Here is a 23,681-nt window from a genome sequence, read left to right as displayed (position 1 = left end):
TGGCGGCGAGTGATCCTAGGCCGTCTTTCCCGCGAAGCGGTCGGTCGCACTGATCAGCTGGTCGGTGATGCCGGGTTCCAGATAGGCGTGGCCGGCCCCTTCGATGATGTGGAAATCGGCCTTGGGCCATGCCTTGTGCAACTGCCAGGCGTATTTCAGCGGGCAGGGCATGTCGTAGCGGCCATGGATGATGACGCCCGGAATATCCTTGAGCCGGTGTGCGTCGCGCACGAGCTGGCCTTCCTCCAGCCAGCCCGCATGCACGAAATAATGGTTCTCGATGCGGGCGAAGGCGATCGCATAGTCGGGGTCGTGGAACTGGGCGGAATAGTCCGGGTTCGGCAGGAGCGTGATCGTCTCGCCTTCCCATATGCTCCAGGCGACGGCGCATTCGCGCTTCTTCGCCTCGTCGTCGCCGGTCAGGTACTTGCGATAGGCGGCCATCAGGTCGCCGCGCTCGGCTTCCGGGATCGGCGCGATGAAGCGCTCCCACTTGTCGGGGAACATCTCCGAGACGCCGAACTGGTAGTACCAGCTGAGTTCGCCGCGGGTCAGCGTGTAGATGCCGCGAAGGACGAGTTCCGTCACCCGTTCCGGATGGGTCTCGGAATAGGCGAGCGCCAGCGTCGAGCCCCAGGAGCCGCCGAAGACCTGCCAGCGCTCTACGCCCATCATCTCGCGCAACTTTTCCATGTCCGCGACGAGGTCCCAGGTCGTATTGGCCTCCAGCGATGCGTAGGGCGTCGACTTTCCGCAGCCCCGCTGGTCGAACAGCAGGACGTCGTAGAGCGCCGGGTCGAAGAGGCGCCGGTTGCCCGGCCCGAACCCGCCGCCCGGCCCGCCATGCACGAAGACTGCAGGCTTGGCGCCGCGCGTGCCGACGCGCTCCCAGTAGATCGAATGGCCGTCGCCGACATCGAGATGGCCGCTCTCGTAGGGCTCGATCTCGGGGTAGAGCGTGCGCAGGATTTCGGTCGAAACGGACATCGTCAGGATCTCACTTGAGGGGTTGGGGCGCGGTTTTTTCGATGCGGACGGAGGCAATCACGGCGACCAGGAACATCAGGGGTATACCCAGTTCCAGCAGTTCCTCCAGGACGACCATCATCAGCGAGGTATCGGCGTCGAGCGTGATCCCGAACGGGGCGAGTTTCCGGCCGATGCCGTCCACGAGCTTCGACAGGACCGCGAAGCCCGCGCCCATGGCGAGCGCCCATACCCAGAGCGCGCGGTGCCGCAGGCCGTCCAGGAAGGCCCGGCCGTTGAGGGCGATCAGGCGGAAGGCCGCGGTGGCGACGAAGGCAAGCACGATCACCCCGAAGATGCGCTCCACGGGCGACGCCATGTCCGTCAGGTAGAGATCGCTGCGGAGAATGCCGACGCTGGTCAGCTTCTTGTCGAGGTCGAACTCGCGTCCCATCATCATGAAAATGATCGCCGGCACCTGCCAGGACGCCTTCCACGTCGCGCCGGGGCGGGTCCACAGCCAGGTGATCGCCGCGAAGGCGTAGAGAAGCGCTGACGAGGTCTCGATTGCGCCCCTCTCGCGCACCAGATCGAAAGTGAAGCCCGTGCTCCAGATGTCGATCGCGATCAGAAGCGCGTTGCCCCCGAGCGCCCAGGCGAGCAGATACCATGGCCGGGTGGCGGAAACGGGGTTCATGGGTTCATTCGTCATGGTCGTGCCCCTTGCACCATGGCTGGGAGGCTTGTCCGGGCCGCGCCGGTCCTGCCGGCTGCGACGGAAAACATGTCGTACATTCAAACGGTCCTTGTCCGTGATGAAAGTGCCCGGGCCGGTGATGCCGGCAACGCGCATGCGAGGATCGACGCCGTGGCAATGAGCGCCGGGCTGCCTTTTACGGCCAGCTCGTCGGGGAGCCGGTCCGGGTCGGGCATGTCAGGGTGCCGGGTCATGACCCGCGGCTCCCCGGCCAGCTATCGGTATCGTGGTCGGGATGCTGGTTGGAGACGATGTGCTTCAGGAACGGTGCAGAGCCCGCGTCGTCCATCGTTACACGGACGGGAAGTTCGTGGATATGGTCGACAAATCCGATCTTCCGCTCGACGCCGTACTGGATGACCGGCGGGACGGCGGAGGGGTCGTCGAACGCCCCGGTGGCGATGGCGATGCCGTCGGCGGCCTCGTAGGTGAGGGGCGTTCCGCATTCCGGGCAGAAGCCCCGCTTCACGTGGTTGGACGACTGGAAACGCTTCGGCTCGCCGCGGGTCCAGGCGAGTTCGGCCTCTCCGATGTCGACGAGCGGCGCATAGAAGGCGCCGAACGCCTTCTGGCACATCCGGCAATGGCAGACCGAGGAACTCTTGAGGTCGCCGGTGATCCGGAAGCGCGTCGCCCCGCACTGGCATCCACCCGTGTAGACTGGACCTGTCATGGCTTTGTCTCCGCTGGCCATGCCTGCGTATCGTGATCGGGATGCTGTCGGGTGCTCCCGGCAACCTCGGCTGCGTCTTCCGCCGATGCGTCCATGCGAGGGTCGAGGGGAAGGGTGTCGAGGTCGCCGAACCAGGCTATCTTGCTGGAAAGGTTGATCTGCACTCCGGGCTTCACGCTCTGCGGATCGTCAAGCGAGCCGAGGGCAATGCTGATATGGCCGTGCCCGCCATCGTAGAAGAGGGGTGTGCCGCACTGGCTGCAGAAGCCGCGGCGAACGGTGGCGGAAGACTGGAATGACGCCGGCTCCCCGCGGGTGAAGGAGAAATTCTCGTACATCACGCCGCCGAACGGCATGAAGTAGTTGCCGGACGCCTTCTGGCACATGCGGCAGTGGCAGACGTGCGGAAGCCCGATCTCGCCCTCGGCGCGATATCGCACCGCGCCGCACTGGCATCCGCCCGTGTGGACCTGCGTCATCTCTTCACCTCCCACGTCGTGACCCGCTCGCCCGTGGCCGGGTCCTTGCCGTCCTTGAGCTGGATGCCCCTGGCCGCGAGATCATCGCGTATCTTGTCGGCCTCTGCAAAGTTCCTGGCCTTCAGCATTTCGAGCCGCATTGCCACGAGTGTATCGACGGCGGCCGCGACGGCCTCGTCGATCTCGGTCTTCCTTGGTACTACGCCGAGAAGGGCGGCACTAGCGGCGAACGCAGGCATCCGTTCAGGATCTGCCTTGGCCGCATGCGCCAGCGCGTGCAGTTCCTGGACGGCCGCAACGGTGTTGAGGTCGTCGCAGAGCGCTTCGACGATGGCCGGATCGGGTTCGCCCTCGAATGTTTCCGGCGTCGGCCATTTGGCGATGAGGCGCTCTGCCTCCTCCAGCCGCTTCACCGAAAAGTCGATGGGTTCCCGGTAGTTCGTCATCAGCATGGCGAGCCGCAGCACTTCGCCCGGCCACTGCCGCCCGCCGAACTTTTCCGTATGCAGAAGATCGTAGATGGTGACGAAATTGCCTTCCGACTTCGACATCTTGCGGCCTTCGACCTGCACGAAGCCGTTATGCATCCAGACATTCGCCATCACGTCCGTGCCGTGGGCGCAGCGCGACTGGGCAATCTCGTTCTCGTGATGGGGGAAGATCAGGTCCAGCCCGCCGCCGTGGATGTCGAAGACCTCGCCGAGATATCGACCGCTCATCGCCGAGCATTCGATGTGCCAGCCGGGCCGTCCGCGGCCCCAGGGGCTTTCCCAGCCCGGCTCGCTGTCGGAGGAGAGCTTCCAGAGCACGAAGTCCCCGGGGTTCTTCTTGTGCGCGTCGACCGCGATGCGGGCGCCCGCCTGCTGCTCGTCGAGAGGACGCTTGGAAAGCTGGCCGTAATCGGCCATCGAGCGGGTATCGAAGAGAACCTCGCCGCCCGCCACATAGGCGTGGCCGTTGGCGACCAGCTGCTCGATGATCTCGATCATCTGGGGAATGTTGTCGGTCGCGCGCGGTTCGACACTCGGCTCCAGGCAGCCGAGCGCCCTGACGTCCTCGTGGAACTGCGTCTCCGTCTTTTCCGTCACCAGGCGGATCGCCTCGTTCAGCGGCAGGCCGGGATGGTCCCGCAGTGCCCGCGCGTTTATCTTGTCGTCGACGTCGGTGATGTTGCGGGCATAGGTGACGTGCTCGGCGCCGTAGACGTGACGCAGCAGCCGGAAGAGAACGTCGAACACGATGACCGGCCGTGCATTGCCGATATGGGCGTAGTCATAGACCGTCGGGCCGCAGACATACATGCGCACATTGGTCGGATCGATCGGCCGGAACTCGGCCTTTTCTCGGGTCAGCGTGTTGTAGAGCTTGAGCTTGACGCTCATCGAAATTCTCCTGACGGCAAGCCACCGGCGGGACCGGGTCGTCTGTCTTCAGGCTTTTCGAGAGACGAAAACGGCCGGGCCAGCGCGATGCACTAGCGAATGATGATCCCGCAAATGGAAATCGCCGTTTTCATGCGGCTGTTATGGCGCGGGGCGGGTCCGCGGTCAAGGCAGGCGTGAACAGTATTGCGGGCCCCGCGGGGCGGACCCGCAACCCATCACTCCGGCATGCGGTAATCGAAGAAGCGGTTTTCGCGCACCACGAAGAGGCGTCCCGTTTCCGTCATTTCGGGGGAGGCGAGCGGCAGGATCGCGCGGGCGACGTCGGAAGGGTGCGGCAGGGTCGTGGGGTCCTCGCCGGGCATCGCCTGGGCGCGCATCGCGGTGCGGGTGGCGCCGGGATCGATGGAATTGACGCGCAGGGCGGTGCGCTGCTGTTCGCCGGCCCATGTCCGGGCGAGTGCCTCGACGGCGGCCTTGGAGGCGGAATAGGCTCCCCAGAACGGCCGGCACTTGTGGGCGGCACCGGAGGAGAGGATCAGCGCCCGGCCGGCGTCCGATCTCAGGAGCAGCGGCTCGACGGAGCGGATCAGCCGCCAGGTGGCCGTCACGTTGGTCAGCATCACCTTTTCGAAGACCTTGGCCTCGATGTGGCCAACCGGCGAGATCACGCCCAGGATGCCGGCATTGGCGACGAGGATGTCGAGCTTTCCCCAGCGTTCGAAGATCGATGCGCCCAGCCGGTCGATCGCCTGCATGTCGGTCAGGTCGAACGGCACCAGCGTTGCGGATCCGCCTTCGGCCTTGATCGCATCGTCCAGCTCTTCCAGCCCGCCGACGCTGCGCGCGCAGGCGATGACATGCGCACCCGCCTTGGCCAGTTCCAGTGCGGTGAAATAGCCGATGCCGCGCGATGCGCCGGTCACCAGCGCGACCCTGTCCTTCAGGTTGATCGTCATGTGCTGTCCCGTTTCCTGCCGCGGCAAGCAAAAAGGCCGCGTTGCCGCAGCCTTCTAGTGCCTTTGGGTCCTGATGGGAACAGGCGAGTTGCCGCGGTCAGCCGTTGCTGGCCAGCATCGACACCTTGTTGCCCATGGACTCGCCGTTCTTGTCGAGAAGGCGGGTCGGATAGTCGCCGGTGAAGTAGTGGTCGGTGAACTGCGGCCTTGCCGGGTTGCGCGGCTCGCCGCCGACGGCGCGGTAGAGGCCGTCGATCGACAGGAATTCCAGCGAATCGGCGCGGATGTATTCGCACATCGCCTGCAGGCTGTCGTACTGGTTGGCGAGCAGCTTGTCGGCGTCCGGCGTGTCGATCCCGTAGAAGTCCGGATAGTAGATCATCGGGCTGGCGACGCGGATATGGACTTCCTTTGCGCCGGCATCGCGGATCATCTGGACGATCTTCAGCGAGGTCGTTCCGCGCACGATCGAATCGTCGACCAGCACCACGCGCTTGCCCTCGATCATCGCGCGGTTGGCGGAATGCTTGAGCTTCACCCCGAACGCGCGGATCTGCTGCGTCGGTTCGATGAAGGTACGCCCGACATAGTGGTTGCGGATGATGCCGTATTCGAACGGGATGCCGCTCTCCTGGGCAAAGCCGAGGGCAGCCGGCGTGCCCCCGTCCGGCACCGGCACCACGACATCGGCCTCGACTGGGGCTTCCTTCGCGAGGTTGATCCCCATGTTCTTGCGGGCGACATAGACGCTGCGGCCGCCGACGACGGAATCCGGCCGGGCGAAGTAGACGTATTCAAAGAGGCAGAGACGCTCGGGCTGCTGGTTGCCCGCCTTGCGGGCGTCGATCTCGATGGACCCGTCCGGCTGGATCTCGCAGATGATGACTTCGCCGTTCTCCACGTCGCGGATGTATTTCGCGCCGATGATGTCGAGCGCGCAGGTTTCCGAACAGAAGATCGGCTTGCCGTCGAGCTCGCCCATGACGAGCGGCCGAATGCCGGTCGGGTCGCGCGCGGCGATCAGCTTGGTGCGGGTCATGGCGACGGTCGAATAGCCGCCTTCCATCTGCCGGATCGCGTCGATGAAGCGGTCGGCGGTCGAGCTGTAACGGGATCGGGCAATGAGGTGGAGGACGACTTCGGTATCCGAGGTCGACTGGCAGATGGCGCCCCCGGCGATCAGCTGGCGGCGGAGCGTCAGGCCGTTGGTGAAGTTGCCGTTATGGGCGATCGCGATGCCGCCGACCTCAAGTTCGGCGAAGAGCGGCTGGACGTTGCGCAGCGCTACTTCCCCGGTGGTCGAGTAGCGTACGTGGCCGATGGCGATGGTGCCGGGCAGTTTCGCGATCGTCACCGGGTCGGTGTAATGGTCGCCGACGAGGCCCATTCGGCGTTCGGAATGAAAGCGCTTGCCGTCGAAGGAGACGATGCCGGCGGCTTCCTGTCCCCGATGCTGCAGGGCATGCAGGCCGAGCGCCGTCAGCGTGGCCGCTTCGGGATGGCCGAGGATGCCGAAGACGCCGCATTCCTCGTGAAGCGTGTCACCGTCGAGATCGCCACGGAGGTCGTCTGCGATCGTCTGCGAAACCGGCTCGTTCATCTGCTGGTCCTTGCCTCTGGGGAAAAATGGAGAGCCGGCCCGGTATTCACGTCCCGCTGCCAGCCCATTCCCTTGAATTCTCGAATGTTAGCACAAATGGTGATGCCGCGCCGCGCATCAAGCGCGACAAAACGTCAATTGTTTGTTGCAGGCGCGTCGTCGGCCGGCGCGGTCTCTGCAGGCGGCTGCCCCTGGGCGGGGGCGCCATCGACGGGAACCTCTTCCTGGCCGGTGATGCGGGCGCGGATCTGCGGCTCGATGTCTTCCGGCAGGACGGCCTGCAGGCGCCCGACCATCGTGTCGAGGAAGGGTTTGGACTTCGACTGGCTGACCCATTCCGGCTGCGAGCGGACGTCCACGAGCCAGTTCCAGAAGGCCACGGCGACGACGAGCAGCAGGATGCCGCGGGCCGCCCCGAACAGGAAGCCGAGCGTCCGGTCGAGCGCGCCGATGCGGCTGTCGATGATGAAGTCCGCGATCCGCGACGTGATGAAGGAGATGATGATCAGCGCGACGAGGAAGATGATGCCGGCGGAAGCGGCGATCGCGATCCGGTCGTCCGTCGTGTAGTTCTGCGCATAGGGCACGAGCAGCGGGTAGAGGTAGTAGGCCGCAGCGACCGAGCCGACCCAGCTTGCGATCGACAGCACCTCGCGCGAAAAGCCGCGAACCATGGCGAGCACGGCGGAAAACAGCGTAACGCCGATGACGATGCCGTCAAAGATCGTGATGGGCATGTAAGATGTACTCCAAGACTTGGCCGCGGGCACGGCCCCCCGTATTCCGCAGTCTCTTACAACAGCGGTGCGGGTAACGGAAGATCAATCGTCCTCTTGCGTTTTCGCAAGCCGGGCGGCCGAGCCTGCGATGCGGCTGACGAGGTCGGGAAGGTCCTCGATCTCCGTCCAGCGACCGGCGGACGACTTGGGAAGCTCCGCCGAACTCGCCGGCAGCAGCGCTCCCGCAAAGCCCAGTTTTTCCGCTTCCTTCAGCCGCTGCGCCGTCTGCGAGACGGGGCGGACCGCGCCGGAAAGGCTGATCTCGCCAAAATAGACGCAGTCGGAGGGAAGAGCGGTTCCGGCAAGCGACGAGACGAGCGCCGAGGCGATCGCGATATCCGCGGCGGGCTCCGAGATCCGGTAGCCGCCGGCGACATTGAGATAGACGTCATGCTGCCCGAGACGCACCCCGCAATGCGCTTCGAGCACGGCGAGGATCATCGCAAGCCGCGACGAATCCCAGCCGACCACGGCCCGGCGAGGCGTGCCGAGCGACGTCGGCGCCACCAGTGCCTGAACCTCCACCAGCACCGGCCGCGTCCCCTCCATGCCGGCGAACACCGCCGCCCCAGGGGACTTGGCGTTCCGTTCGCCGAGAAAGAGTTCCGAAGGGTTGGTGACCTCGCGCAGGCCGATATCGGACATTTCGAAGACGCCGATTTCGTCCGTCGGCCCGAAGCGGTTCTTGACGGTCCGCAGGATCCGGTAGTGGTGGCCGCGGTCTCCCTCGAAGTAGAGAACGGCATCGACCATGTGCTCGACCACGCGCGGCCCGGCGATCTGGCCTTCCTTGGTCACGTGGCCGACGAGCACCATGGCGGCCCCCGTCTGCTTGGCGAAGCGGATCATCGCCTGCACGCCCGTCCGCACCTGGGTGACCGTTCCGGGGGCGGAATCGGCCGTGTCGCTCCACAGCGTCTGGATCGAATCGATGATGACGAGGTCGGGGCGCTTGCCTTCCGAAACGGTGGCCAGGATGTCCTCGACATTGGTCTCGGCGGCCAGCAGCACGTCGGAATCGGCCGCTCCCAGCCGCTGGGCCCGAAGCCGCACCTGCGCCACGGCCTCTTCGCCCGAGACATAGATGATCCGGTGCCCGCGCCGCGACAGTGCCGCGGCCGCCTGCATCAGAAGGGTAGACTTGCCGATGCCCGGATCCCCGCCGACGAGCACCGCCGAACCGCGGACGAAGCCGCCGCCCGTGACGCGGTCGAGTTCGGAAATTCCGGAATGGATGCGCGGCGCCTCTTCCGTCTCGCCGGAAAGGGTGGTGAGTGCGACCGGACGCCCTTTTTTCGGCGCCCGCGTCGGACCGCCGCCGATCCCGCCCATGGGATCTTCCTCGACGATCGTGTTCCACTCCCCGCAGCCCTCGCATTTCCCCGCCCAGCGGGTGTGCACCGTGCCGCAGTTCTGGCAGACGAATTGGGTCTTGGGTTTGGCCATGGCTCAGCTGACGCCTAAGGTTGGGAAGGGGAACAAATATGGAACATTGTTCCTGTATCCGGCTTGGCGGCGCCTTGCAAGAGCGCTGGTCATTCCGCGTCGAGGTAACGCCGCTCGTGGCGCAGGCCGAGGCTCGTCAGCATTTCGTAGCCGATGGTCCCGGCGGCACGCGCGGCATCGTCGAGCGGCATGTTCGGACCGAAAAGCTCGATATAGTCGCCGCTGCGGACGGCGCCCTCGGGCAGCTCCGTCACGTCGAAGATGGTCAGGTCCATGGTGATGCGCCCGATGACGGGGACGCGATGTCCGGCGATATGGCCGAAGCCGCCCGGTGTGCCGCCGGCCCTCAGCGGGACGCCCGACCCGGAGAGCGAGCGCAGGTATCCGTCGGCATAGCCGACCGCGGCGATCGCCAGCCTGCTCGGACGGGTCAGCGCATGCGTCGCCCCGTAGCTGACGGTGCATCCGCTCGCCGCCTCGCGGGTCTGGATGATCCGCGCTTCGGCGGTCGCCACCGGCCTCAGGGGCTTCATGCCGTTGACCGCCTCGCCGCCGTAGAGGGCGATGCCCGGGCGGGTCAGGTCGAAGTGGTAGTCGGGGCCGAGGAAGATGCCGGCGGAGGCCGAAAGGCTCGCCTCGATCCCCTCGAAGGCGGCGCTCACCTGCCGGAATGCGGTAAGCTGCTCCTTGTTGCAGGGCGCCGACGGCGTGTCGCCGCTGTGCAGATGGGACAGGACCAGGACCGGCGAGAAGCTTGCCGGACGCGAAACGTCGTTGGCGAGATGAAGCGCATCCTGCAGCGGCAGGCCGAGCCGGTTGAAGCCGGTATCGACCTGGAGCGCGCAAGGATAGTCGCCGAATTCCGCAAGCACGCCCATCCAGTAGGCGAGCTGTTCCTCCGACGCGATGACCGGTACGAGGTCGTTTTCGAAGAACATCCGCTCCTGTCCCGGCCAGATGCCGGAAAGCACGAAGATGCGCGCGTCAGGCGCGTAGGCGCGCAGGGTCACGCCTTCCTGCACGACGGCGACGAAGAAATCACGCGCCCCCGCCTCGTAGAGCGTGCTGCCGCAGTCCTCCACCCCGAGACCATAGGCATCGGCCTTGACGACGGCGGCCGTGCGGGCACTTCCCGAGCGTCTCGCCATCTCCCGCCAGTTGTCGGCAAGTGCCGCAAGATCGACGGTCAGTCGGACGGGGGCGATCTCGAAGGGATCGGGGAGGGGGAGTTCGTTCTGGAAGTCTAACATGTCGGCTCGCGGTAATGGTATTTTGGGCGACCTTAGCGGTTTCGAAGGCGGGAGGAAGGCAGTCCACCAGATTCCTCGCCGCTGCACAGCAATTTTGACCGCTATTTACCCCTTCAGGGCCTGATTGCGACCTTATCACCCACCACTGGCGCGATGGCTGGCGGCCCGTCGTGAAAATCGAGGCTAGGCCGTCCTTGCCTGACCCTCCGCCATGAAGCGCGCCCGGTATTCCGTCGGGCTGATGCCGAGCCGGCGCCGGAAGTGGTGGCGCAGCGTGTAGGCGGACCCGAAGCCCACGGCCGCGGCGATCTCCTCCATCCCGGCAATGCCGTCGCAGAGCATGAGCTTTGCCGCCTCGACCCGCTCGCCGACCAGCCATTCGCCCGGCGCATTTCCCGTCGCCTCGGCAAAGCGGCGGAGGAAGGTCCGCTGGCTCATCCGGCAGCGATCGGCCATGGCCGAAATGGTCCAGTCGGCCGCGGGATCGCGCCTGATCTCGTCGAGAAGCGGGCCCATCTCCGTTCGCGGGCGAAGCGCCACCGGCCGCTCGAGAAACTGCACCTGGCCGCCGGCCCGGTGCGCTGGCATGACCAGCCGCCGCGCCACCGAGTTTGCCGCGACCGGGCCGAAATCCTGGCGAACGATCTCGATCAAAAGGTCGATGCCGGCCGCACTTCCGGCCGCCGTGTGGATGCGGTCGGCGCTCCGGTAGAGCGAGGCCTCGTCCACGGTGACCATCGGATGCGCCCGGCGCATCGCGTCGGCATAGCGCCAGTGGGTGGTCGCCACCTTTCCGTCGAGCAGCCCCGTTGCCGCCAGCACGAAGGCGCCCGAACACAGCGAGACGAGCCGGGCGCCGCGCGCATGTGCCGCCCGCAGCCGCGCGCAGATGGCTTCGGGAACCGGTGCATCCACGCCTCGCCACCCGGGAACGACGATGATGTCGGCGCTGTCGAGAAGCTCCGGTCCGGAGTCCGCCGTCACGCTCAGTCCGCCCTGCGCGCGCAACCGGCCGGGCTCGATCGCGGCGCTGGCGAACCGGTACCAGCCCCGTCCCATTTCCGGTCGGGCGAGCCCGAAGATCTCGCTCGCGATGCCGAACTCGAACGTGCAGAGCCTGTCGTAGACGAGTGCGACGACGAGCGGCCCCTCGGTCCGTACATCTTCCGCCACAGCTGCGATCGGGTGGTTTGTCATGATGTTTACGGATATTGGCGAATCCGCCAGTAGGCAAGAGGGCAGCGGACGGGGATCATGCGGCTGCCAACCGAAGGAGGATGCCCATGCCCACCGCCGTAACCATGATCGCGCCCGCACCGAGCGAGCTTGCCCGGCAGCACTTTGCCGAGGAGTTCAGCTTCGAGACCGACTGTTCGGACGTGCGCGACGCACTCGCCAGGGGAGCGGATTTCGTCCTCATCGACGTTCGCTCTCCCGCCCTTTACGCGACAGGACACGTCCCCGGCGCCATCAGCCTCCCGCACGGCAAGATCACCGCGCACCGGATGTCGCAATGGCCGGAGGACACGGTCTTCGTCACCTACTGCGCCGGGCCTCACTGCAACGGCGCTGCGCGGGGCGCCCTCCGGCTGGCTGAGCTTGGCCGGCCGGTGAAGCTCATGGCCGGCGGGATATCGGGCTGGATGGACGAGGGCTTCGATCTGGCCGTCTCGGAATGACCACCGGAAAGCAGGCGAGGCGACGCAGGAACCCGTTCGCTCACCGGGCGTAGGCCATCGCCATGCGGAACTCGAGCCACTTGCTGAATTTCGAGAGCGGAAAGCTGATCGCGAAGTAGATCAGCGCGACGAGGCCGTAGACGGTAAACGGCTCGAAGGTCGCATTGGTGACGATCGTGCCGGCCTTGGATACTTCCACGAAGCCGATGATCGAGGTGACGGCCGTGCCCTTCACAACCTGGACAGAAAAGCCGGTCGTCGGCGGGATGGCGATCCGCAGGGCCTGCGGCAGGATGATGAGCCGCATCTGCTGCGGGCGAGTCAGCGCCAGGCTGCTTCCCGCCTCCCACTGGCCCTTCGGGATCGATTCGACGCAGCCGCGCCAGATTTCGGCGAGGAAGGCGGCCGTCCAGCAGACCAGCGCCAGTCCCGCGGCGAGCCAGGCGGGCACGTCGAGACCGAACAGCCCGAGCCCGAAGAAGATCAGGAAGAGCTGCATCAGGAGGGGCGTCCCCTGGAAGAGTTCGACATAAAGGCGCGCCACATGCTGCCCGATCCGCGATTTTCCGATCCGCATCGAGAGGATGACCAGTCCCAGCATGCCGCCGCCGACGAAGGAAACGACGGAGAGGACGATCGTCCAGCGGGTGGCCAGCAGCAGGTTGCGCAGGATGTCCCAGGTCGAGAAATCGGTCATCGCGTCTGCACCCTGGGGAAGATCCAGTTCCCGAGTTGATTGAGGAATTGCCGCAGCAGGATCGCGAAGCCGAGATAGATGCAGGTCGAGACCATGTAGGCCTCGAAGGCCCGGAAGGCCCGCGACTGGATGAAGTTCGCCGCGAAGGTCACGTCTTCGGCTGCGATCTGCGAAACGACGGCCGAGCCGAGCATGACGATCACGATCTGCGACGAGAGCGCCGGCCATATCCGCTCAAGCGCCGGCAGCAGGATCACCAGGCGGAAGATCTGCAGGGGGCGAAGCGCCAGCGCCGCACCCGCCTCGACCTGCCCCTTGGGTGTCGCTTCGATCCCCGCGCGGATGATCTCGCAGCTATAGGCGCCGAGATTGATGATCATCGCCAGATTGGCGGCTTCCAGCTCCGACAGCCGCAGCCCGAGCGATGGCAGTCCGAAGAAGATGAAGAAGAGCTGGATCAGGAAGGGCGTGTTGCGGATCAGTTCGACATAGGCGACCACCGGCGGGCGCAGCCACGTCGGGCCGAGCGTCCTGATCCAGGCGCAGAAGATGCCGAAAGAGACGCCCACCACTGCGCCGACCACGGTCAGCTGCAGGGTGACCAGAAATCCCTGGAGCAGGATCGGATAGTAGTCGGCGATCCAGCCGAAGTTGAAGATGTACTGCAATGTCCCGGTCGCCCTTCGAGGTCATGCCCGCCTCCGCAAGGGGGCGGGCACGCGTTGATTAGAGAGAGGCCGGCAGCGACGTGCCGAGCCATTTCTCGGCGATCTTGCCGAGCGAGCCGTCGGCCTTGGCATCGGCGATGATGCCGTTGACGGCTTCGAGCAGCGCGGGCTCGTTCTTGTTGAGGCCGATATAGCAGGGCGAATCCTTGATCAGGAATTTCGGCTCCGGCCGCTTGGGCGGGTTCTTTGCAAGAATGGCGGCGGCGACCACGTTGCCGGTCGCGACTGCCTCGACCTGCCCGGAGAGGAAGGCCGAGATCGTGCCGTTATTGTCCTCGTAGCGCTTGATGGTGAGACCTTCGGGGGCAATCTTCGTCAGTTCCAGGTCTTCGATCGAGCCCTGCGTCACGCCGATCGTCTTGCCGGCGAGGTCGGCTGCGGAGGCGATCTCGATATCGGCAGGAGCAAAGACGCCGTTGTAGAACGGGGCATAGGCACTCGTGAAATCGATGACCTGCTCGCGCTCGGGATTCTTGCCGAGGCTGGAGATCACCAGGTCGACCTTGTTGGTCTGCAGGAACGGCACGCGGTTGGCGCTCGTGACCGGCACGAGTGCGACCTTGACGCCCAGCCTCTCGGCGATCAGCGCCGCCATGTCGACGTCGTAGCCCTGCGGTGTCATGTCGGAGCCGACGCTGCCGAAGGGCGGGAAGTCCTGCGGGACGGCGACCCGGAGCGTGCCGCTGGACTTGATGCTCTCCAGCGCATTGGCCATCGCCGGGAGCGTGGCACCCATTGAGGCAACGACGAAGGCCCCGGCGGCGAGGCTGCGGATGATGACGTTTCTGCGTAGCATTTGGTACCCCCTGTTATGATGGGGGGAAGGAGCAAGTGGCGTGCCACTTCCGGCCGCTCTCCCAAAATGCCCGGCAGCCGGGAACAGGAACGGGCGCCCCCGGTGTTGCCTTGGGGCGCCCGCTCACAAAATAAGCAGTGATCGCAAGGATCAGGGCTCTTCATAGGCTGTGAACGAAGGGTCGGCGAGATCCGTGAAGCGGGTGTATTCCGACTGGAAGGCGAGCTTGACGGTACCGGTCGGTCCGTGACGCTGCTTGGCGATGATCACGTCGGCCGTGCCCTTCACCTTCTCCATGTGCGCTTCCCATTCCGGATATTTCGGATCGTGGAGATCGCGCGGTTCCATGTTCTTCACGTAGTATTCCTCGCGGAACACGAAGAGCACGACGTCGGCGTCCTGCTCGATCGAGCCGGATTCACGAAGGTCGGAAAGCTGCGGGCGCTTGTCCTCGCGGCTTTCGACGCCACGGGAGAGCTGCGACAGTGCGATGATCGGCACGTTCAGTTCCTTGCCCAGCGCCTTCAGGCCGGTGGTGATCTGGGTGATTTCCTGCACGCGGTTCTCGCCCGATTTGCCCGAGCCGGTCATCAGCTGGATATAGTCGACCACGAGGCAATCGAGGCCGCGCTGGCGCTTGAGGCGCCGGGCGCGGGCGGAAAGCTGGGCAATCGAGATACCACCCGTCTGGTCGATGAACAGCGGCACTTTCTGCATCATCTGGCTGCAGGCCACCAGCTTCTCGAAGTCGGCCTCGGTAATGTCGCCGCGGCGGATTTTCGAGGACGAGACTTCGGTCTGCTCGGAGATGATACGGGTTGCCAGCTGTTCGGCAGACATTTCGAGCGAGTAGAAGCCGACGACGCCGCCGTTCTTCGCCTTGAACGACCCGTCCGCCTGAACTTCCGGCTCATAGGCGGCGGCGATGTTGTAGGCGATGTTGGTGGCAAGCGAGGTCTTGCCCATGCCCGGGCGTCCGGCGAGCACGATCAAGTCGGAACGCTGAAGCCCGCCCATCTTGCCGTCCAGCGACATGATGCCCGTGGAAATACCGGAAAGATGGCCGTCCCGCTCGTAGGCCGCGCCGGCCATGTCGATCGCCTGCGCCACGGCATCGTTGAACGACTGGAAGCCGCCGTCGTAGCGACCGGTCTCGGCCAGTTCGAACAGGCGTCGTTCCGTATCCTCGATCTGCGACTGCGGCGGCATGTCGAGCGGCGCGTCATAGGCGATGTTGACCATGTCCTCGCCGATGGTGATCAGCGCGCGCCGGAGCGCCAGATCGTAGATGGCGCGGCCGTAGTCCTCGGCGTTGATGATCGACACCGCCTCGGCGGCGAGGCGCGCCAGATACTGTGCCACCGTCAGGTCGCCGACCCGCTCGTCGGCGGGCAGGAAGGTCTTGATGGTGACGGGGTTCGCCGTCTTGCCCATGCGGATGATGTCGCCGGCGACCTCGAAGATCTTCCGGTGCAGCGGCTCGTAGAGGTGCACCGGCTTCAGGAAGTCGGAGACGCGGTAATAGGCATCGTTGTTGACGAGGATGGCGCCGAGCAGCGCCTGTTCCGCCTCGATATTGTTGGGAGCCTCCCGGTAATGGGGCTCCGCATCCTTGTTGCTGAGCGCGGTCAGCTTGCGTGCTACGTCCTGCATGTCTTCCAATCGATGTCTTCGGGTCCGGCGCGATCATACAGGAGTTTGCGGCAGGGCAATCCTCGGCGGGCGAACTATCCGACGCCATAGCCGATCTCCACAGCCGCAGCCGACCTGTGGATAAATAATCAGACAAACCGAACAAGATGATTTGACCGTGGCGGATCGGTCAGAACCGCCACGGCTTGCCCCAAGGATAAGGCGTCGGCTGATTCGCTACAAGGCGAAGGCAGCGCTGCGATAGCTGGAGAACTGCCGGACGAGCACCGGTACCGCGAGCGCGATCCCGATCAGCGAGGACGTCAGTTCCGGAACCACCAGCAGGATTGCCGCGAGCACGAGGAGCGGCCGCTCCCAGTAGACCGTGCGGACCAGCATGAAGCCGGAGAGTGCCGCGCCGAGGAAGGTGATGCCGAGCGTGCAGCCGATGAAGGCCACGAAGAAATTGCTCCAGGTGAAATCGGCGGTGACCAGCAACAGCGAGGGCGAGAAGACGAAGACGAAGGGCACGAGGATCTTGCCGAGCCCCAGCCGGAAGGCGGTATTGCCCGTCTTGAACGGATCGGCACCCGCCATGCCCGCCGCCGCATAGGCGGCGAGCGCCACCGGCGGCGTGATGTCGGCGAGCACCCCGTAGTAGAAGACGAAGAAGTGGGCGACGATCGGCTCCACGCCGAGCATGCCGAGCGTCGGCGCGGCGATGGTCGCCATGATGATGTAGTTGGCCGTGGTCGGGATGCCGCAGCCCATCAGGATGCAGACGACGCCCGTCATGATCAGCGTGAACAGGAGCGTCAGCGACTGCGGCCCGAACCAGTCGGCCGGCATGAAGGTGCCGATGAAGGCGGCGATCTGCGCGGCGGTCGTAGTGACGATATAGGAGATCTTGAACCCGACGCCTGTCAGCGTGACGACGCCGACGACGATCCCGACGGTGGCAGCCGCGGCGCCGACGGCAAGCGCGTACTTCGCGCCGTCGCGCAGGCTTTCGAAGATCTCCATCAGCGTCATGCGCCGGCGCGGGTTGAGGAGGCCGACGAGCACGCAGAGCGTGATGCCCCAGAAGGCGGCGAGATAGGGCGTGTAGCCGGAAAGCAGCACGCCGATGAGGACGATGAGCGGGATGACCGTCGGCCAGTCGCGCTTGAAGGCTTCCGTCAGGTCCGGCATCTCCTCGCGCGTCATGCCGCGCATGCCGGAACGCTTGGCCTCGAAATGCACCTGCACCAGCACGCCGAAGAAGTGCATGAAGGCCGGCACGATCGCCGCCAGGATGATCGTCGTATAGGGCAGGTTGAGGAATTCGATCATCAGGAAGGCGGCGGCCCCCATGATCGGCGGCGTGATCTGGCCGCCCGTCGAGGACGCGGCCTCGACAGCTGCGGCGAAGTTGCGCTTGTAGCCCATCCTGATCATCGCCGGGATCGTCAGCGAACCGACCGTCACCGTGTTGGCGACGGAGGAGCCGGAGATCATGCCGAACAGGGCGGAGCCGAAGATCGAGACCTTTGCCGGCCCGCCCGCATAGCGTCCGGCAACCCAGGCAGCACAGTCGAGGAAGAGCTGGCCGAGGCCTATGCGGGTCGCGAAGACGCCGAAGAGCACGAAGTGGAAGACATAGGTCGCCACGACGCCGAGCGCGATGCCGTAGACGCCCTGGCTCGTCAGGTAGAGATGGTTGATCAGCTGCGAGACCGTCGCGCCCGGATGGACGAGGATGCCGGGCATGGACGGCCCGTAGAGCGAATAGGCCATGAACAGCAGAGCGATGATCGGCAGCGGCCAGCCGACGGAGCGCCGCGTCGCTTCAAGGAGCACGATGATCAGGATGCCGCCCAGGATGACGTCCGTAGTGGTCGGATTGCCGACGCGGAAGGCAAGGTCGTCCAGCGGAATGAAGGGGACGTGCATGACGGCGATCACGGCGCCGATGCCGAGCGCCCAGTCGAACAGGGAAATCCCAAGCGGCCGTATCAGGGTCGGCCGGGCCGGCTCGTCATAGCCTTTGCGCGAGAACGGAAAGACGAGGAAGATGAGGCCGAGCACGAAGGAAAGATGGATGCCGCGGTGCAGGACTTCCGAAAGCAGCCCGAAGCCGGCGGTGTAGTAGTGGAAGACCGACAATGCGACCAGCAGCACGCCCACGAGGCGGGCCGCGAACGGCGCCAGCGGCCTGAAGCGGATCTCCGAGTCGAACTTTTCCTCCAGTTCGCGCGCCTTCGCCTCGTCCAGCTCCATCGGAGCAATCTTGTCGCCTTCGGCCATGGTTTTCCCCGGTCTGTGTCTTTCAACGGAAAGCGGCGGTCAGCTCCGGGCGGACCGCCGCTGTATCTGGCGAGCGCGAGGCGCTTATTTCAGGACGCCGGCTTCCTTGTAGAAGCGCTCTGCACCGGGATGCAGCGGAATGCCGAGGCTGGTCGTGGCATTCTCGAGCGTGATCATCTTGCCCTTGGCATGGCCCGCATCGAGCTCCTTGCGGGAGTTCTCGTTCCACAGCGTCTTGGTGATGTTGTAGACGAGGTCGTCGGACTGCTTGGCGCTGGTCACCCACTGGGCCGCAACCGAGATCGTCGGCGTTTCGCCCACGCCGGTATAGGTTTCCGCCGGGACCGTGTCCTTGGAGAAGAAGCTGTACTGCTCCAGCAGCTTGTCCACTTCCGGACCGCTGATCGGCACGAGCGAGATGCCTGCCGAGGTCGCAAGTTCGGAAACGGCGCCCGTCGGATAGCCGCCGACGAAGAAGTAGGCGTCGAGGCCGCCGTCGCGCAGGAGGTCGCCGGCCGGGCCGGGCTTCAGGTGTTCCGCCTGGATGTCGTCTTCGGTCAGGCCGAAGGCGCCGAGAACGATTCGGGCATCGACGATCGTGCCGGAGCCGGGCTCGTCGATCGAGACGCGCTTGCCCTTCAGGTCGGCGATCGAGTTGATGCCGGCATCCTTGCGGGCGACGACATGGATCGTCTCGGGATAGAGGGTCGCGATCAGGCGCAGGTCGTCGACCTTGCCCTTGCCCTCATAGAGGCCGGTTCCCGTGTGCGCCCAGTAGGCGACGTCCGACTGGGTGAAGCCCGATTCCATCGAGCCGCCCTGGATGGCGTTGATGTTGGCGACGGAGCCGTTCGAGGCGACCGCCGTCGACACCAGGCCCTCGACGCCCTTGCCGTCCGCGCCGGAGATCGCGTTGGCGATCAGGCCGCCGATCGGGTAGTAGGTCCCCGCCGTGCCGCCGGTGCCGATGCGGAAGAATGTCGGCGATTGGGCAAATGCGACGCCCGCGCCGACGGCGAGCACGCCGACCATCGCGAGAAAACTCTTCTTCAGTTTCATTGGGGGTCCCTTTCTCCTGTTTTGGCCAACATGGAGAAGTTCTCCGGCCCCTGTCAACTGCCGCTCGCCGGGTGGTTGCGATCTCCTGTCAATCTTGGTTATTACGAGCAGGAACGAGCGTGTGCGAAAAGAAACGAAAGCAGTTCGAAACCAAACTTGGTTGTCCCATTGTCAAAGTGCGCATTTTTGGGTTAGCTGATTTAGGTTTGAAGAATGCGGTGACCGGGAGGTAACGCGGCCCACCGTGCGAACAAAACAGTCGTCTGCAAAGGGAGGAATGACATGTCCACAACGAAGACCGCTATTTATGCGACCACCGCCGGCCTCGCGCTGCTCTGGGCATCGAGCGCACTCGCAGTTACCGAATTGCAGTGGTGGCACGCCATGACGGGCGCCAATAACGAGGTCGTCGACACGCTTGCCAAGGAATTCAACGAGAAGCAGAGCGAGTACAAGATCGTGCCCGTTTTCAAGGGCACCTACCCGGAAACCCTGAACGCCGGCATCGCCGCGTTCCGCGCCCGGAGCGCGCCGGCCATCATCCAGGTATTCGACGTCGGCACCGGCGTGATGATGGGCGCCGAAGGCGCCGTGGTTCCGGTGGCGGAAGTGCTCGAGAAGGGCGGCTACACCTTCGACAAGTCGAAGTACCTGGCCGGCATCGTCGCCTATTATTCCAAGCCTGACGGCACCATGCTGTCCTTCCCGTACAACTCGTCCTCGCCGATCCTCTATTACAACAAGGACGTCTTCGAAAAGGCGGGCCTTGACGTCGACAATCCGCCGAAGACCTGGCCGGAAGTCTGGGAAGCCGCGCGCAAGATCAAGACCAGCGGTGCCGCCGAATGCGGATATACCTCCACCTGGCTGACCTGGATCCAGACCGAGAACTTCGCCGCCTGGAACAATGCCTCCTACGCGACGAACGAGAACGGCCTTGCCGACACCAATGTCGAGCTGAAGTTCAACGCGCCGCTGTTCGTCGAGCATTTCCAGTCGATCGCCGACCTCGCCAAGGAAGGCGTGTTCCGTTACGGCGGTCGCACGTCGGAAGCCAAGCAGCTCTTCCTCTCCGGCGAATGCGGCATCCTGACGGAATCCTCCGGTGGTCTCGGCGACGTCGTCAAGAGCGGGATAAACTACGGGATCGGTCAGCTGCCTTACTACGAAGGCGAGGGGCGCCCGCAGAACACCACGCCCGGCGGCGCCAGCCTCTGGGTCTTCGGTGGCAAGTCGGACGAGGAATACAAGGGTATCGCCGAGTTCTTCAACTTTCTGTCCCAGGTCGAGATCCAGTCTCGCCTGCACCAGGTTTCCGGCTACCTGCCGGTCACCATGGAAGCCTATGACGTGACGAAGGAGTCCGGCTTCTACGAGAAGAACCCTGGCCGCGAGACGCCGATCCAGCAGATGATGGGCAAGGAGCCGACCGAGAACTCCAAGGGCGTGCGTCTCGTCAACCTGCCGCAGGTTCGCGACATCATGAACGAAGAGTTCGAGGCGATGCTCGCAGGCCAGCAGGATGCGCAGGCCGCTCTCGACAAGGCTGTTGAGCGCGGCAACGCCGCCATCCAGCAGGCGCTCGGCAACTAAGCCCTCCTCGATAATGCCGCCCGGACACCCCGTCCGGGCGGCCTTCTGTTTTCCGAAGGGTCGCGCTTTTGCAGAACGTCGTCTTTCCCCACAGGATACTGCCGTATTTTCTGGTCGCCCCCCAGATTATCCTGACGGTGGTCTTCTTCTTCTGGCCGGCAAGCCAGGCTCTCTACCAGTCCGCCATGCGCGAGGACCCGTTCGGGCTGCGAAGCGCGTTCGTCGGCCTCGCCAACTTCACCGCGATATTCAATGATCCGAATTACCTGCATTCCGTGCAGGTGACGATCGTGTTCAGCATGCTCACTGCCTTGCTGGCGATGGGAACGGCGCTCCTGCTCGCGACGGCCGCAGATCTCGTCGTGCGCGGCCGCAGCTTCTACCGGACCTTCATGATCATACCCTATGCGGTCGCGCCTGCCGTGGCCGGCATGCTGTGGCTCTTCATGTTCAATCCGGCGATGGGCACCTTCGCCTATATCCTGCGTCGCAACGGTATCATGTGGGATCCGCTTCTCGACGGAAACCAGGCGATGCTGCTCGTCGTCGTCGCGGCGGCGTGGAAGCAGATCAGCTACAATTTCCTGTTCTTCGTGGCAGGCCTCCAGGCGATCCCGAAGTCGCTTCTGGAGGCGGCGGCGATCGACGGCGCACGCGGCACGCGCCGCTTCTGGACGATCATCTTCCCGCTGCTCGCCCCGACCACCTTCTTCCTGCTGGTCGTCAACACCGTCTACGCCTTCTTCGATACCTTCGGCATCATCCATGCCGTCACCGGCGGCGGCCCCGCCAAGGCCACGGAGACGCTGGTCTACAAGGTCTACAACGACGGCTTCGTCAACCTGAACCTCGGTTCCTCGGCGGCCCAGTCCGTCGTGCTGATGGTGATCGTTATCGCGCTGACGGCCTTCCAGTTCCGCTTCGTGGAAAAGAAGGTGCACTATGGCTGAGGTCCGCCCATGATCGAGAACCGTCCCCTCGCGAGGCTGATGGCCCACCTGATGCTGGTCATCGGCATCATCATCGTCGCCTTTCCGATCTACTACACCTTCATCGCCTCGACGATGACCTCGGTGGAAATCATCCGTCCGCCGATGTCGCTGCTGCCGGGCGACCACCTGATCGAGAACTATTCGGGCGCCATGTCCGGAGGACTGGAGCAGGTCGTCGGCGTCAGTCTGGAACGCCTGCTCTTCAATACCTTCGTGGTGGCGATGGCGATCGCCATCGGAAAGATCGTCATTTCCTTCCTGTCCGCCTTTGCGATCGTCTTCTTTCGCTTCCCGTTCCGGATGGGCTTCTTCTGGATGATCTTCATCACGCTGATGCTGCCGGTGGAGGTCCGCATCCTGCCGACCTACAAGGCGATCGTCGATCTCGGCCTGCTCGATACCTATGCCGGCCTGACGCTGCCGCTGATGGCCTCGGCGACGGCCACCTTCCTGTTCCGGCAGTTCTTCCTGACGATTCCGGGAGAAATGGTCGAAGCCGCCCGCATCGACAATGCCGGGCCCTTCCGCTTCATGAAGGACATCCTGCTTCCCCTGTCGAAGACCAACATCGCGGCGCTCTTCGTCATCCTCTTCATCTACGGCTGGACGCAGTATCTCTGGCCGCTTCTCGTCACCAACGACGCGAAGATGAACACCATCATCATCGGGCTGCGGCGCATGGTCGATTTCACCGACGCGTCCACCCCGTGGAACTACGTCATGGTCACCGCGGTGCTCGCGATCATCCCGCCTGTGCTGGTGGTGGTCCTGATGCAGCGCTGGTTCGTCAAGGGTCTTGTGGAGACTGAAAAGTAATGGCCGGAATTGAACTGAAGGATGTCCGCAAGGTCTATGGCGGCAATATCGAGGCGATCAAGGGTGTCTCGCTGAAGATCGAGGACGGCGAGATGATCGTGCTCGTCGGCCCGTCCGGCTGCGGCAAGTCTACACTCCTGCGCATGATCGCCGGTCTGGAAAGCATCTCGGGAGGCGAGATCGTCATCGGCGACCGCGTCGTCAACCAGCTCGAGCCGTCGCAGCGCGACATCGCCATGGTGTTCCAGAACTACGCGCTCTATCCGCACATGACGGTCCGCCAGAACCTCGCCTACGGGCTCAAGAACCGCAACACGCCGAAGGACGAGATCGATCGCCGCATCACCGAGGCGGCGAAAGCGCTGGAGATCGAGCAGTTCCTCGAGCGCAAGCCCCGGCAACTGTCGGGCGGACAGAGGCAGCGCGTGGCCATGGGGCGGGCGATCGTCCGCAAGCCGGCCGCCTTCCTGTTCGACGAGCCGCTTTCCAACCTCGATGCGAAGCTGCGCGTCCAGATGCGCGTGGAAATCCGTCGCCTGCAGCGGTCGCTGGCGACGACCAGCGTCTACGTGACCCACGACCAGATGGAGGCGATGACGCTGGCAGACCGGCTGGTGGTCCTCAATGGCGGAAGGATCGAGCAGGTCGGCACGCCGATCGAACTCTACGAGCGGCCTGCCTCCACCTTCGTCGCGACCTTCATCGGGTCTCCATCCATGAACCTGCTGAAGCGCCAGTCGGGCGAGGGGAGCGGCTGGGCGCTTTCCGAGACCGCGGGAATTGCCGGCAAGGTCGATACGGTCGGCATCCGCCCGGAGGACATCGTCATCGCCGACGCTGCCGCTCCCTCCGATTTCAAGGGCCAGGTACGGGTGGATGCGGTCGAACTGGTCGGAGCCGAAAGCTACGTCTACGGCTCGTTCGCCAATGGCGAGACGGTCGTCTTCCGCGTGCCCGGACGGTCCGGTATCGCCGTCGGCGCAACGATCGCCATCTCGGCCGGTCGGGCGGCGATCCACGCCTTCGACGCCGCTGGCAAGCGCCTGGCGGCTTGAGCGGGCACCTCGTCCCGGTCATCGCTCTAAAAGAAAAGGCCCCCGGCGGTATCCGCC

Annotated in this window: 22 protein-coding genes; 5 read left to right on the top strand and 17 right to left on the bottom strand. The window is 64.7% G+C overall.

Translation table 11 applies throughout. From position 1 onward, the window contains the following. Positions 1-15: 15 nt before the first annotated feature. From pip to ftrA, 11 genes are all read right to left on the bottom strand, one after another. Positions 16-987, bottom strand: a complete 972-nt coding sequence (pip, locus tag ACWGPT_RS09570) for a prolyl aminopeptidase (RefSeq protein WP_452605365.1) — start codon at positions 985-987, stop codon at positions 16-18. A gap of 10 nt (positions 988-997) precedes the next feature. Further along, on the bottom strand, positions 998-1,678 hold the full coding sequence (locus ACWGPT_RS09565) for a hypothetical protein (protein WP_452605364.1): 681 nt from the start codon (positions 1,676-1,678) through the stop codon (positions 998-1,000). 235 nt (positions 1,679-1,913) lie between these two features. Further along, on the bottom strand, positions 1,914-2,396 hold the full coding sequence (locus ACWGPT_RS09560) for a GFA family protein (RefSeq protein ID WP_452605363.1): 483 nt from the start codon (positions 2,394-2,396) through the stop codon (positions 1,914-1,916). Further along, the gene (locus ACWGPT_RS09555) at positions 2,393-2,875 is read right to left on the bottom strand and encodes a GFA family protein (RefSeq protein WP_452605362.1); all 483 of its coding nucleotides are present in this window, start codon (positions 2,873-2,875) and stop codon (positions 2,393-2,395) included. The genes ACWGPT_RS09560 and ACWGPT_RS09555 overlap by 4 nt, the downstream gene beginning before the upstream one ends. Next, positions 2,872-4,257 (bottom strand): cysteine--tRNA ligase, encoded by a 1,386-nt coding sequence (gene cysS / locus ACWGPT_RS09550; protein ID WP_452605361.1) that lies wholly within the window; start codon positions 4,255-4,257, stop codon positions 2,872-2,874. Before cysS ends, ACWGPT_RS09555 begins: the two co-directional genes overlap by 4 nt. A 218-nt stretch (positions 4,258-4,475) precedes the next feature. Continuing rightward, on the bottom strand, positions 4,476-5,216 hold the full coding sequence (locus tag ACWGPT_RS09545) for an SDR family NAD(P)-dependent oxidoreductase (protein WP_452605360.1): 741 nt from the start codon (positions 5,214-5,216) through the stop codon (positions 4,476-4,478). A 97-nt stretch (positions 5,217-5,313) separates the two neighbouring features. Then, positions 5,314-6,816: an amidophosphoribosyltransferase gene (gene purF, locus ACWGPT_RS09540; RefSeq protein WP_452605359.1), complete on the bottom strand. Its 1,503-nt coding sequence runs from the start codon at positions 6,814-6,816 to the stop codon at positions 5,314-5,316. 134 nt (positions 6,817-6,950) lie between these two features. After that, positions 6,951-7,553 (bottom strand): CvpA family protein, encoded by a 603-nt coding sequence (locus ACWGPT_RS09535; RefSeq protein ID WP_452605358.1) that lies wholly within the window; start codon positions 7,551-7,553, stop codon positions 6,951-6,953. Between the two features lie 84 nt (positions 7,554-7,637). Further along, a complete protein-coding gene (gene radA / locus ACWGPT_RS09530; RefSeq protein WP_452605357.1) occupies positions 7,638-9,041 on the bottom strand; it encodes a DNA repair protein RadA in 1,404 nt (467 codons plus the stop codon). A gap of 89 nt (positions 9,042-9,130) precedes the next feature. Then, positions 9,131-10,291 (bottom strand): alanine racemase, encoded by a 1,161-nt coding sequence (gene alr / locus ACWGPT_RS09525; RefSeq protein ID WP_452605356.1) that lies wholly within the window; start codon positions 10,289-10,291, stop codon positions 9,131-9,133. A gap of 183 nt (positions 10,292-10,474) precedes the next feature. After that, positions 10,475-11,488, bottom strand: a complete 1,014-nt coding sequence (gene ftrA, locus ACWGPT_RS09520; protein ID WP_452605355.1) for a transcriptional regulator FtrA — start codon at positions 11,486-11,488, stop codon at positions 10,475-10,477. 86 nt (positions 11,489-11,574) lie between these two features. Here ftrA and ACWGPT_RS09515 point away from each other — a divergent pair, with 86 nt between their 5' ends. Then, positions 11,575-11,970: a rhodanese-like domain-containing protein gene (locus ACWGPT_RS09515; RefSeq protein WP_452605354.1), complete on the top strand. Its 396-nt coding sequence runs from the start codon at positions 11,575-11,577 to the stop codon at positions 11,968-11,970. 40 nt (positions 11,971-12,010) lie between these two features. Here ACWGPT_RS09515 and ACWGPT_RS09510 read toward each other — a convergent pair whose 3' ends face one another. From ACWGPT_RS09510 to ACWGPT_RS09485, 6 genes are all read right to left on the bottom strand, one after another. After that, a complete protein-coding gene (locus ACWGPT_RS09510) occupies positions 12,011-12,667 on the bottom strand; it encodes an amino acid ABC transporter permease (RefSeq protein WP_452605353.1) in 657 nt (218 codons plus the stop codon). After that, positions 12,664-13,335: an amino acid ABC transporter permease gene (locus ACWGPT_RS09505; RefSeq protein WP_452605352.1), complete on the bottom strand. Its 672-nt coding sequence runs from the start codon at positions 13,333-13,335 to the stop codon at positions 12,664-12,666. The genes ACWGPT_RS09510 and ACWGPT_RS09505 overlap by 4 nt, the downstream gene beginning before the upstream one ends. 58 nt (positions 13,336-13,393) lie before the next feature. Beyond that, complete coding sequence (locus ACWGPT_RS09500) at positions 13,394-14,191, bottom strand: transporter substrate-binding domain-containing protein (protein WP_452605351.1); 798 nt, start codon at positions 14,189-14,191, stop codon at positions 13,394-13,396. Between the two features lie 150 nt (positions 14,192-14,341). Next, positions 14,342-15,844 carry a replicative DNA helicase gene (locus ACWGPT_RS09495; RefSeq protein ID WP_452605350.1) on the bottom strand — a complete coding sequence of 501 codons (1,503 nt, stop codon included), beginning with the start codon at positions 15,842-15,844 and terminating at the stop codon, positions 14,342-14,344. A gap of 216 nt (positions 15,845-16,060) precedes the next feature. Beyond that, positions 16,061-18,109: a TRAP transporter permease gene (locus tag ACWGPT_RS09490; RefSeq protein WP_452605349.1), complete on the bottom strand. Its 2,049-nt coding sequence runs from the start codon at positions 18,107-18,109 to the stop codon at positions 16,061-16,063. Positions 18,110-18,193: 84 nt separating this feature from the next. Then, on the bottom strand, positions 18,194-19,168 hold the full coding sequence (locus ACWGPT_RS09485) for a TAXI family TRAP transporter solute-binding subunit (protein WP_452605348.1): 975 nt from the start codon (positions 19,166-19,168) through the stop codon (positions 18,194-18,196). A gap of 282 nt (positions 19,169-19,450) precedes the next feature. On the opposite strand from ACWGPT_RS09485, the gene ugpB reads away from it, so the two are divergent. The 4 genes from ugpB (at position 19,451) to ACWGPT_RS09465 (ending at position 23,624) form a co-directional block, all read left to right on the top strand. After that, on the top strand, positions 19,451-20,761 hold the full coding sequence (ugpB, locus tag ACWGPT_RS09480; RefSeq protein WP_452605346.1) for a sn-glycerol-3-phosphate ABC transporter substrate-binding protein UgpB: 1,311 nt from the start codon (positions 19,451-19,453) through the stop codon (positions 20,759-20,761). A gap of 68 nt (positions 20,762-20,829) precedes the next feature. After that, positions 20,830-21,711 (top strand): sn-glycerol-3-phosphate ABC transporter permease UgpA, encoded by an 882-nt coding sequence (ugpA, locus tag ACWGPT_RS09475; protein ID WP_452605345.1) that lies wholly within the window; start codon positions 20,830-20,832, stop codon positions 21,709-21,711. Between the two features lie 9 nt (positions 21,712-21,720). Further along, complete coding sequence (gene ugpE / locus ACWGPT_RS09470) at positions 21,721-22,569, top strand: sn-glycerol-3-phosphate ABC transporter permease UgpE (protein WP_452605344.1); 849 nt, start codon at positions 21,721-21,723, stop codon at positions 22,567-22,569. After that, positions 22,569-23,624: a sn-glycerol-3-phosphate import ATP-binding protein UgpC gene (locus ACWGPT_RS09465; RefSeq protein ID WP_452605343.1), complete on the top strand. Its 1,056-nt coding sequence runs from the start codon at positions 22,569-22,571 to the stop codon at positions 23,622-23,624. Before ugpE ends, ACWGPT_RS09465 begins: the two co-directional genes overlap by 1 nt. The last annotated feature ends 57 nt before the right edge of the window (positions 23,625-23,681 follow it).

This window comes from Pseudorhizobium sp. NPDC055634 (genome assembly GCF_053618655.1).
This window is presented reverse-complemented; position numbering and strand designations above follow the sequence as displayed.

Coding starts and splice junctions, on each gene's coding strand:
- pip (WP_452605365.1), bottom strand. CDS start 987: ATGTCCGTTTCGACCGAAATCCTGCGCACGCTCTACCCCGAGATCGAG.
- ACWGPT_RS09565 (WP_452605364.1), bottom strand. CDS start 1,678: ATGACGAATGAACCCATGAACCCCGTTTCCGCCACCCGGCCATGGTAT.
- ACWGPT_RS09560 (WP_452605363.1), bottom strand. CDS start 2,396: ATGACAGGTCCAGTCTACACGGGTGGATGCCAGTGCGGGGCGACGCGC.
- ACWGPT_RS09555 (WP_452605362.1), bottom strand. CDS start 2,875: ATGACGCAGGTCCACACGGGCGGATGCCAGTGCGGCGCGGTGCGATAT.
- cysS (WP_452605361.1), bottom strand. CDS start 4,257: ATGAGCGTCAAGCTCAAGCTCTACAACACGCTGACCCGAGAAAAGGCC.
- ACWGPT_RS09545 (WP_452605360.1), bottom strand. CDS start 5,216: ATGACGATCAACCTGAAGGACAGGGTCGCGCTGGTGACCGGCGCATCG.
- purF (WP_452605359.1), bottom strand. CDS start 6,816: ATGAACGAGCCGGTTTCGCAGACGATCGCAGACGACCTCCGTGGCGAT.
- ACWGPT_RS09535 (WP_452605358.1), bottom strand. CDS start 7,553: ATGCCCATCACGATCTTTGACGGCATCGTCATCGGCGTTACGCTGTTT.
- radA (WP_452605357.1), bottom strand. CDS start 9,041: ATGGCCAAACCCAAGACCCAATTCGTCTGCCAGAACTGCGGCACGGTG.
- alr (WP_452605356.1), bottom strand. CDS start 10,291: ATGTTAGACTTCCAGAACGAACTCCCCCTCCCCGATCCCTTCGAGATC.
- ftrA (WP_452605355.1), bottom strand. CDS start 11,488: ATGACAAACCACCCGATCGCAGCTGTGGCGGAAGATGTACGGACCGAG.
- ACWGPT_RS09515 (WP_452605354.1), top strand. CDS start 11,575: ATGCCCACCGCCGTAACCATGATCGCGCCCGCACCGAGCGAGCTTGCC.
- ACWGPT_RS09510 (WP_452605353.1), bottom strand. CDS start 12,667: ATGACCGATTTCTCGACCTGGGACATCCTGCGCAACCTGCTGCTGGCC.
- ACWGPT_RS09500 (WP_452605351.1), bottom strand. CDS start 14,191: ATGCTACGCAGAAACGTCATCATCCGCAGCCTCGCCGCCGGGGCCTTC.
- ACWGPT_RS09495 (WP_452605350.1), bottom strand. CDS start 15,844: ATGCAGGACGTAGCACGCAAGCTGACCGCGCTCAGCAACAAGGATGCG.
- ACWGPT_RS09490 (WP_452605349.1), bottom strand. CDS start 18,109: ATGGCCGAAGGCGACAAGATTGCTCCGATGGAGCTGGACGAGGCGAAG.
- ACWGPT_RS09485 (WP_452605348.1), bottom strand. CDS start 19,168: ATGAAACTGAAGAAGAGTTTTCTCGCGATGGTCGGCGTGCTCGCCGTC.
- ugpB (WP_452605346.1), top strand. CDS start 19,451: ATGTCCACAACGAAGACCGCTATTTATGCGACCACCGCCGGCCTCGCG.
- ugpE (WP_452605344.1), top strand. CDS start 21,721: ATGATCGAGAACCGTCCCCTCGCGAGGCTGATGGCCCACCTGATGCTG.
- ACWGPT_RS09465 (WP_452605343.1), top strand. CDS start 22,569: ATGGCCGGAATTGAACTGAAGGATGTCCGCAAGGTCTATGGCGGCAAT.